The sequence below is a fragment of the Actinophytocola sp. genome (assembly GCF_036378875.1).
Classification (GTDB): Bacteria; Actinomycetota; Actinomycetes; order Mycobacteriales; family Pseudonocardiaceae; genus Actinophytocola.
Genome location: NZ_DASUVO010000038.1, coordinates 70,198 through 78,605 on the forward strand (window position 1 = coordinate 70,198; position 8,408 = coordinate 78,605).

Sequence of the window (8,408 nt, forward strand, 5' to 3'; positions counted from 1 at the left end):
GGAGCCCCATGCATTTCGCAACGCTGCCGGATGCCCGTGCACAGCTCGACCCGGACGGTGCCTGCCTGGCTGATGAGCGGCTGCGGCTGACCAACACCGACTTCGCCGCCCGCGTGCGTGGCGCGGCCCAGCTGTTCGCGGAACGGGGTGTCCGGCCCGGCGACATCGTCGCGGCCATGCTGCCCAACCGGATCGAACTGGTCGTCACCCTGTTCGCGGCCTGGCGGCTCGGCGCCGCGGTCACCCCGATCAACCCCGGCCTGACGCACGAGGAGGTGCGGTACCAGCTCGCCGACTCCGGCGCGACGTTGCTCGTGAGCGACGACGAGGCGCTGCCGGTGCGCGCCGTCGTCCCGGACGCGCTGCCTGTCGACGGCACACCGGAGTCAGAGCCGCGGGACGACACCGAGGCGCTCGCCCTGGTGATCTACACGAGCGGGACGACGGGTCGGCCGAAGGGCGTGCTGCTCGACCACGCGAACCTGGACGCCATGTGCGCCATGTCGTCGGGCGCCAGCGGGCTGACCGCCGACGACCACAGTCTGCTGATCCTGCCGCTGTTCCACGTCAACGGGATCGTGGTGAGCATCCTCGCGCCGCTGCGTGCCGGCGCCCGCGCCACCATCGCAGGCCGCTTCGACCCCGAGACCTTCTTCGGCATCGTCGAACGGGTGCGGCCCACGTACTTCTCCGGTGTGCCGGCGATCTACGCGATGCTCCTGGTCCGGCCCGAGAACGAGACACCGGACCTGTCGTCGATCCGGTTCGCGCTCTGCGGCGCGGCCCCGATGCCGCCCGGCCTGATCACCGGCTTCCAACGACGGTTCGGGGTCCCGATCGTCGAGGGCTACGGGCTGTCGGGGGCACCTGCGCCTCCACGCTCAACCCCGTTGGCGGGCCACGTAAACCCGGCACGGTCGGCCTGCCGCTCCCCGGGCAGGACGTCGCGATCATGGACGACTCTGGCCGGCTCCTCCCGCGTGGCGAGGTCGGCGAGGTCGTGGTGCGCGGCCCGAACGTGATGCGCGGCTACCTCAACCGGCCCGCCGACACCGCGAAGACCATTGTGGACGGCTGGCTGCACACCGGCGACGTCGGCCGGTTCGACGAGGACGGCTACCTCGTGCTGGTGGACCGGATCAAGGACATGATCATCCGCGGTGGCGAGAACATCTACCCCTCGGAGATCGAGGCTGTCCTCTACCGGAACCCGGCGGTGGCCGAGGCCGCTGTGATCGGCGCCGCCCACCAGATCCTCGGCGAGGTCCCCGTGGCCTTCGTGTCCCTGCGGGCCGAAGTGGACTCCGGCGACCTGCTGGACTTCTGCGGCGCCTCGCTGGCGAAGTACAAGCTGCCGACCGAGATCCACGTCGTACCACGGCTGCCCCGCAACCCTGTCGGCAAGATCGACAAGCCGGCACTGCGGGCACAGCTCCCGTCATCCGGTTTGACGTAACACGATCGCGAGCCGGACCGTCCCCGCGAGTACCTGCAGCGTGAACCGGGTGCGGGCGCGGCGGTCCGGCAGCGCGTGCAGCTCGGCGGTCCATTCCTCCAACCAGCGTGCTCGGGCCGTCAACGGCAGCAGCACCACCGAGACCGCCAACACCCGGCGCGACACCCGTAGTCGGCTCGATCGACCATTGTGGACGGTGAACCGGTCGGGATAGAGCGTGGCCAGGGACAGGTCCTCGAGCTGTGCCTTGATCGTGTGCAGACCGAGTCGTTCGGCCAGTGGGACCAGGATCTCCAGGGTTTCCCGGGACTTGCGCTCCTGTTTGGCTCGGGGCACCCACCGGATGGTCTGCATGTTGTGCAGCCGGTCGGCCAGCTTGAGGATGAGCAGCCGGCGTTCGGCTGTGTCCAGCGAACCCTGCTCGAGCGTGAGCAGTCCCTGTACCAGTGCGGTGATCTCGTCGCCGAACTCCGCGCGGAGCCGGTCGGGCGGACAGGTGGTGTCCTCGATGACGTCGTGGAGGAGCCCCGCGCACACCATCCGGGAATCCAGGCCGATCCTGGCCAGGGTGGCGGCGACCAGCACCGGGTGGGTGATGTAGGGGTCGCCGCTGCGCCGGACCTGGCCCCGGTGCCAGTACGCGGCAAAGGTGTAGGCGCGTTCGATCTGACGGGCGTCGTCCGGTGGGTACAGCCCGGCGATCTCGCTCACCAGTGCGTGGGTCATGCGGGCTCCCCGGTCACGCCGAAGTCGAACATCCGCGCCGGCCGGCGCACCCGGGAGAGTGCGGCCCGCGCTCGTTCCGCGCCGTCGTCGGTCAGCTTGTAGTACCGGCGGCGGGGCCGGCCCTGGGTGATGTGCTCGTTGGGGTCCTCCCAACGGCTTTCCAGCCAGCCGACCTGTTCCAGTCGCGCCACGATGGGGTAGACGGTCCCGCTGGGCAACCCGGTCTCCGCGCACAGCTCCAGGCCGTACTGCTCCTTGGCGGGTCGCTGGAGCAGAGCGCGCAGAACCAGCTGGGTCTGCAACGTCATCCGAGGGCTCGCGACCATATGCCGTACTCTACATAGGTAGTCCTTAGCTGTCGAGGGAACGGACGGGGTTTCAGTGACGGGTGACGTCTGGCGCGAGCAGTTCGGCGAGTCGCCGGGATACCTCGACTTCGCACGCGTCGGGCCGCCGTCGCGGGCGGTGGTCGAGGAGAGCGCGGCGCTGCTGGGCAGGGTCGCGACGGCGGGAATGTCCACGGTGGACGATCTGATGCGGTGTGACGACCGGGCCCGGGCGGCGGTGGCGCGGTTGTGCGGGGCGGTCGCCGAGCGGGTGGTTCTGTTGCCACACACGAGCCAGGGCCTGTTCCAGGCGGCGTTCAGCGTCCCGGCCGGCGAGGTGCTGGTCTCGGCCGCGGAGTTCCCGGCCAACACGTATCCGTGGGCGCGGGCCGAGCAGGCCGGCCGGTTGACCGTTCGCTGGCTGCGCACGCCGCGGGTCACCCCGGAGGTGATCGCGGCCGCGCTGACCCAGGACACGACGGTGGTCTCGGTGAGCGCCGTCGACTTCCGCACGGGTTACCGGGCGGATCTCGGTGCGTTGCGGGAGGTCGTGGGGGACCGGCTGCTCGTGGTGGACGCCATCCAGGGGCTCGGCGTCGTCGACGAACCGTGGGAGGTCGCCGATGTGCTCGTGTGCGGTGGGCAGAAGTGGTTACGCGCGGGGTGGGGGACCGGCTTCGCGGTGCTGTCGGATCGTGCGCTGGCGCGGATGGCGCCGCTGATCTCGGGCTGGACGGGCGTGCGTGACCCGGGGGTGTTCGACGACGAGCTCCACGAGCTGGCGCCGGGTGCCCAGTCCTGGTCGGTGAGCAACCTCAGCCCGGTGACCGCCGGCGCCCTGGCCCGGGCGCTGGAACTGGTCGAGGAGATCGGGCCCGCGGTCGTCTCCCGCCGCATCGCCGACCGGGTGGCCGAACTGGACGAGGTGCTACGGCTGGCCGGCGCCGAGATCGTGTCCGCGACCGACCGCCGCGCCGGCATCCTGGCGTTCCGCGTGCCCGGCCAACCGATCGAGCACGTGGCGGCCGCACTCGCCGATGCGGAAGTGACGGCCACCGTGCGCTCGGACCAGGTGAGGTTGTCCCCACACGCCTCGACCGGACCCGCCGCGGTGGAGCGGGTACGCGCGGCACTGACGAGCCTGGGGTGATCCGTTTGCCAGCGGGACCGCGTTTCGACCCGCTACGCTGCGGGCCGCGACTACTGGGGAGGAAGTCATGCGTGCACTGATGCGTGCCACCGTCGCGGCGGCCGTGCTGATCGGGGCCGTGGTTGGCGGAGCGGGGGCGGCCGCCGGGACGCCGAGCGATCCGCCGGGCGCCACCGTCACGGTCAAGGCCGAGGTAGGGGCACATCCGGTCAACGGACGAACCGCCGAGTGGATCTCACCGGACAGCGAGATCATGGTCTGGGAGTACCAGAACGTCGTCAAGATCGATGCCATGAAGGGCCTCGACGACATCCGGGTCGAGCTGAACGGGCCGAACCGCGCACGGCTGGCCGTGGGCACCTATCAGGACGTACGCAACCAGCTCTACGGCCCGGCCAGCAGTCCCGGCATCCTGGTCATCTCTCGTGGCCTCGGCTGCATCGACGACTACGCCGAGTTCACCGTCGACCGCATCGAACGAGACCTCTCCGGGCGGCTGGTGGCGTTGGAGGCCAGCTTCACGCAACGCTGCGGCGCGCCCGACGGGCCCGCACTGAACGGACACGTGCACTACCAGGCCTGACCCAAGCGGTGTCGACGATCCACGATCGTGGCCGGCTGGCCAGCTCCTCCACCTCCGGCGTGCTGATTAGGCGCGTTCACCACGCCGGCCAGGTGGCAAACGCGCCTAATCAGCACACCCGAGACGGCACGTGACCAGGACGAACGACTTTGCCGACCCCTGGGAGCACGAGTGGGACTTTCGCTCGGGTTGATCGGGTGAACTGTTCGCCAGTCGCTGGTGGGGGGCCGGAACTGTCGGTGCCTGCCACTAGGCTGGAAAACGGGGGCCGGAGGCCAAACCGTGTGTGCTCCGGCCAGTTCCGCGCTCGGGTCAGTCGTCGAGTAGTCGCCACGCGGTGAGGGCGAGTCGGACGCGGACCAGTCCGGTGGGCTCGGTGAGCTCGAAGCCCAGGGTCTTGCCGAGCTGTTCGAGCCGGCGGGCGATGCTGCTGTGGTGCAGGTGGAGAAGTTCGGCTGCCCGGCGTAGGGAACCGGTGGTGCAGTAGGCGTCCAACGTCTCGAGGTCGGCCGGGTTGCTGGCCGTTCTGGCTATCGCGGCCACGTCGACGTTGTCCCGTGCGGTGTCCTCGGGCACCTGTGCGAGCAACGCCAACGCGCCCAGCCCGGCATAGTGGACGACCGGCTGGCGTGGGGTGGTGAAGCGGAGGGCGGTGTGGGCTTCGCGCCAGGATCGGGCGGGACTGTCGGCGGCGCCGATCCCCGCGCGCACGCCTGCCGGAAACCGTGTCGCGTCAACGGTTGTGGCCAGGATGACGCCCACGTCGGCGAGCGGCGCCGCCTTCACCGGGTGGGCCGGGCAGATGAGGCCGCCGACCTGGTCGAGCGGGCGCGGCGACCGTACGGCGATGACGCGGATCGGCAGGTCCGCGCCGAAACCCAGGAGCCGTAGCGCGCGGGCTCTGGCCGCCTCGTCGCTGTCGGCGCTGATCACCAGTTCGACGAGGGCGGGGTCGGCCATGGTGGTGCGGGCCGGGCCGTACCGCTCGACGACCGCCGCGGCGGCGATGGCGAGGCGGTCCAGCAGTGCTTCGTCGAGCGGGCTGCCGGATGGGCCGGGGCGTTCCAGCCAGACCGTGCCGATCTCCTCGTCGTCGAGGGTGATCGGCGCTGTGATGGACGCGGGTGTCGGCGGATCGGGCGCCTCCCTGCCGTCCGGTGCCATGCGGATCACACGGCCCGTGCCGTGGAGCCGAATCCCGGCCACGCACTCGGCGAGCCCGGCCGAGGCTCGGGCGAGCGCCGGGAGATCCACGCGCCGGCGCATCAGCGTGTCGTAGAACATCACGACGCGGACCACGCCCTCGGCTTCCGAATCCAGGTTCGACAGCCGCTTGGCCAGTGCCTCCATGACCAGAGGATAGCGACGATCGGTGCGTGACCGGAGCGCGATGCGCGACGCGTGGCGGATGATCTCGGCGGTGGTGGCCGGGAGGATGGTCGACATGGATCCCGAGTTGGAAGCATTCATCCCGTTCTTCCCCAAGGCCGACCTGGTCGACCTGGTCGCCGCGCGCGAGAGCCTCAGCAAGCTGGCCGCCGCGGTGCCGGCACCGGACCTCTCGGACATGGAGGTCGAGGACCGCATGGTGCCCGCCGAGCCGGACGTGCCGGTGCGGATCTATCGCCCGCACCGGGCCCAGGGCGCCCTCGTCTGGATGCACGGCGGCGGATGGGTCATGGGTGACGTGGACACCGAGCACCCGTGGGCGGCCCGGCTCGCGGAGAGCTCCGGCGCGGTGGTGGTGTCGGTGGGCTATCGCCTGGCCCCCGAGCACCGGTTCCCGGCGGCCCTGGACGACGCCTACGCCGTGCTGGCCTGGACAGCCGAGCACTCAGCGGAACTCGGCGTCGACCCGGAGCGCATCGCGGTCGGCGGTCACAGCGCCGGCGGTGGGCTCGCGACCGGGCTGGCGTTGCGGTCGCGCGACGAGCAGGGGCCGTCGATCCGTTTCCAGTTGCTGAACCAGCCCGGTCTCGACGACCGGCAGGAGACGTGGTCGGCGCGGCATTTCACGGACACGCCCTGGATGACCCGCGACAAGGTCACCGCCGCGTGGGGGCACTATCTTGGCGGCGCGCCCGCCTCGCCCTACGCCGCACCGGCGCGGGCCACCGATCTGTCCGGCCTGCCACCCGCCTACATCGCCACCGCGGAGCTCTGCCCGAACCGCGACGAGGACATCGCCTACGCGGTGCGCCTGCTGCAGTCGGGCGTGTCGGTCGAGCTGCACCAGTGGGCCGGCACGTTCCACGGCTCGCAGGCACTGCTGTCCGCCGAGGTATCACAGCGGCAGATCGCCGAACTCGGTGCGGTTCTGCGCCGCGCCCTGGCCGGGTGATGCGGCGATGTCCGCGACGATCTCCGACCGCGCGAGCCTCGATCCCGCCGCGCTCCAGTCCGCGATGGACGGTCTACACCGCGCCGGGATGCCTGGTGTGTATGCCGAGGTGCGCGACGCCGACCAGACCTGGCGCGGCGCCGCCGGGGTCGCCGATGTCGAGACCGGTCGTCCCGTCAGTCCCGACATGCGGCATCGCGTCGGCAGTGTGACGAAGACCTTCACCGCCGCCGCCGTCCTGCGACAGGTCGAGAAAGGACTGGTTCAGCTCGACGCGCCGATCCGCCGCTACCTGCCGCGGCTGGTGCCGGGCGGACGCGGTGACCGGGTCACCGTTCGGATGCTGCTCAACCACACCAGTGGCATCGCCGAGTACCTCCCGTACGCGTTCCCGTCCTTCCGGGGATTCCCCTCGCTGCAGGACATTTCCCCCGAGAGCCTGGACGACAACCGGTTCACGCGGTTCCGCCCGGCCGAGCTGATCAAGATGGGGCTGTCGGCACCCGCCTCCGGTGAGCCAGGAGGCTCTCCCGGGGTGTACTCCAACACCAACTACCTGCTCCTCGGCGAACTCCTGGAACGGGTGACCGGTACGTCGGCCGCAAAATGCGTCACCGACGAGGTCATCGAGCCGGCCGGGCTCCAGCACACGGGGTTTCCGGTCGGGCCGCACATCGAGGAGTCGCACTCGCGGATGTACGAGGCGCTGTTCGGCCTGATCGACCCGCCGCGCGACTACAGCGTCTACAACATGTCGTGGGTGATGCTGGGGGCCGGTCTCATCTCGACGGTCGGGGACCTCAACCTCTTCTACGGCAAGCTGTTCTCGGGCGAGATCGTGAGCGCGTCCTCGCTGGCGCAGATGCGGCGCACGGGCCCGGTCGTCGCGCTGGACGGACAGCGGCTCCACTATGGACTCGGGCTGCACCGGGTCGAGATCCCGGGGCACGGCGTCTTCTGGGGCCACGACGGCACGACCTGGGGAGCCGGCACGTCGTCCCTGACCCGCGCCGACGGCGGCCGGCAGGCGTCCATCGCGATCAACCTCATGCGGTGGAACAGGTTGGACGCGTCAGGGAAGCCGCGACCACATCCGATCGACGGCGCCCTGGCGGCACTGCGCCAGCAGGCGTTGTGCGGTGAGAGCGATGACCAGCGCTGAACCGAGCACGGGCCTGGCCGGGCTGCTGCGCCCGCATCTGGGGAGTTTCGCCGCCGTGGTGATCCTGCGGGTCGTCGGCGCCGTCGCGGGGTTGGCGCCGCTGCTGGCGGTCGTCGAGCTGGGACGTACTGTGCTGTCGCCTGACCCGATCGACCACGGTCACGTGTGGACGGTCGTCGTCGTGGGGGCGGCGGGCCTGTTCGTGCGCCTGCTGTTCACGGCCGCCTCGTCCGGACTCGGCCACCTTCTCGACGGCCAGGTGCAGCTGTCGTTCCGGCGTCAACTCGCCGCACGGCTGGGACGGGTGCCGATCGGTTGGTTCGCCCAGCGCCGGACCGGCGAGCTGGCCAAGGTCGTTGGGGAGGACGTCAGTGCCGTGCACCCGTTCATCGCCCACACGCCCGGCGCGCTCGTCTCCGCGGTCGTGGTGCCGCTGGTGTCGCTGGTCTACCTGTTCACCGTCGACTGGCGACTCACACTGATCACGTTGATCCCGGTGGTGCTGGCGGTCGCGCTGGTTCCCCTGATGATGACCCCGGCCCGGCTGCGCGAGCAGAAGGAGTTCGACGCGGCAATGGGACGGATCACCAGCTCGGTCGTCGAGTTCGTGCGGGGCATCGCGGTGGTCAAAGCGTTCGGCGGTGCGGAACGTGCCCACCGCACG

General features: G+C 70.6%; 9 protein-coding genes and 1 pseudogene. 7 read left to right on the plus strand and 3 right to left on the minus strand.

Features of this window, described 5'->3' with window-relative positions; genetic code table 11:
* Positions 1-8 precede the first annotated feature (8 nt).
* Both VF106_RS10380 and VF106_RS10385 read left to right on the plus strand, forming a co-directional pair.
* On the plus strand, positions 9-1,022 hold the full coding sequence (locus VF106_RS10380; protein ID WP_330839409.1) for a class I adenylate-forming enzyme family protein: 1,014 nt from the start codon (positions 9-11) through the stop codon (positions 1,020-1,022).
* Entirely contained in the window at positions 923-1,456 is a 534-nt protein-coding gene (locus tag VF106_RS10385) for a class I adenylate-forming enzyme family protein (protein ID WP_330839420.1), read from the plus strand. The genes VF106_RS10380 and VF106_RS10385 overlap by 100 nt, the downstream gene beginning before the upstream one ends.
* On the opposite strand, the gene VF106_RS10390 is transcribed toward VF106_RS10385, so the two are convergent.
* Positions 1,439-2,182, minus strand: coding sequence for an HD domain-containing protein (locus tag VF106_RS10390; protein ID WP_330839410.1), 744 nt, complete (start codon positions 2,180-2,182; stop codon positions 1,439-1,441). The two genes, VF106_RS10385 and VF106_RS10390, sit on opposite strands and share 18 nt — an antisense overlap.
* Positions 2,179-2,490, minus strand: coding sequence for a PadR family transcriptional regulator (locus VF106_RS10395; protein ID WP_330839412.1), 312 nt, complete (start codon positions 2,488-2,490; stop codon positions 2,179-2,181). The genes VF106_RS10390 and VF106_RS10395 overlap by 4 nt, the downstream gene beginning before the upstream one ends.
* 73 nt (positions 2,491-2,563) lie before the next feature.
* On the opposite strand from VF106_RS10395, the pseudogene VF106_RS10400 reads away from it, so the two are divergent.
* Positions 2,564-3,652: pseudogene (locus VF106_RS10400) on the plus strand (aminotransferase class V-fold PLP-dependent enzyme); the annotation flags it as partial.
* A gap of 73 nt (positions 3,653-3,725) precedes the next feature.
* Positions 3,726-4,241: a hypothetical protein gene (locus VF106_RS10405; protein ID WP_330839413.1), complete on the plus strand. Its 516-nt coding sequence runs from the start codon at positions 3,726-3,728 to the stop codon at positions 4,239-4,241.
* A gap of 312 nt (positions 4,242-4,553) precedes the next feature.
* Here the strand turns inward: VF106_RS10405 and VF106_RS10410 are convergent, their stop codons facing one another.
* A complete protein-coding gene (locus tag VF106_RS10410) occupies positions 4,554-5,591 on the minus strand; it encodes a helix-turn-helix domain-containing protein (protein ID WP_330839414.1) in 1,038 nt (345 codons plus the stop codon).
* Positions 5,592-5,685: 94 nt separating this feature from the next.
* Here VF106_RS10410 and VF106_RS10415 point away from each other — a divergent pair, with 94 nt between their 5' ends.
* From VF106_RS10415 to VF106_RS10425, 3 genes are all read left to right on the plus strand, one after another.
* Entirely contained in the window at positions 5,686-6,582 is an 897-nt protein-coding gene (locus VF106_RS10415; RefSeq protein WP_330839421.1) for an alpha/beta hydrolase, read from the plus strand.
* A 7-nt stretch (positions 6,583-6,589) separates the two neighbouring features.
* Entirely contained in the window at positions 6,590-7,744 is a 1,155-nt protein-coding gene (locus VF106_RS10420) for a serine hydrolase domain-containing protein (RefSeq protein WP_330839415.1), read from the plus strand.
* A partial coding sequence (locus VF106_RS10425; RefSeq protein WP_330839416.1) for an ABC transporter transmembrane domain-containing protein occupies positions 7,731-8,408 on the plus strand: 678 nt, incomplete at its 3' end. The genes VF106_RS10420 and VF106_RS10425, both read left to right, overlap by 14 nt.

What these genes read in the sequence shown, in the direction of transcription:
- VF106_RS10420 (WP_330839415.1), top strand. Translation starts at nt 6,590, where the DNA reads ATGTCCGCGACGATCTCCGACCGCGCGAGCCTCGATCCCGCCGCGCTC.
- VF106_RS10405 (WP_330839413.1), top strand. Translation starts at nt 3,726, where the DNA reads ATGCGTGCACTGATGCGTGCCACCGTCGCGGCGGCCGTGCTGATCGGG.
- VF106_RS10390 (WP_330839410.1), bottom strand. Translation starts at nt 2,182, where the DNA reads ATGACCCACGCACTGGTGAGCGAGATCGCCGGGCTGTACCCACCGGAC.
- VF106_RS10415 (WP_330839421.1), top strand. Translation starts at nt 5,686, where the DNA reads ATGGATCCCGAGTTGGAAGCATTCATCCCGTTCTTCCCCAAGGCCGAC.
- VF106_RS10380 (WP_330839409.1), top strand. Translation starts at nt 9, where the DNA reads ATGCATTTCGCAACGCTGCCGGATGCCCGTGCACAGCTCGACCCGGAC.
- VF106_RS10410 (WP_330839414.1), bottom strand. Translation starts at nt 5,591, where the DNA reads ATGGAGGCACTGGCCAAGCGGCTGTCGAACCTGGATTCGGAAGCCGAG.
- VF106_RS10395 (WP_330839412.1), bottom strand. Translation starts at nt 2,490, where the DNA reads ATGACGTTGCAGACCCAGCTGGTTCTGCGCGCTCTGCTCCAGCGACCC.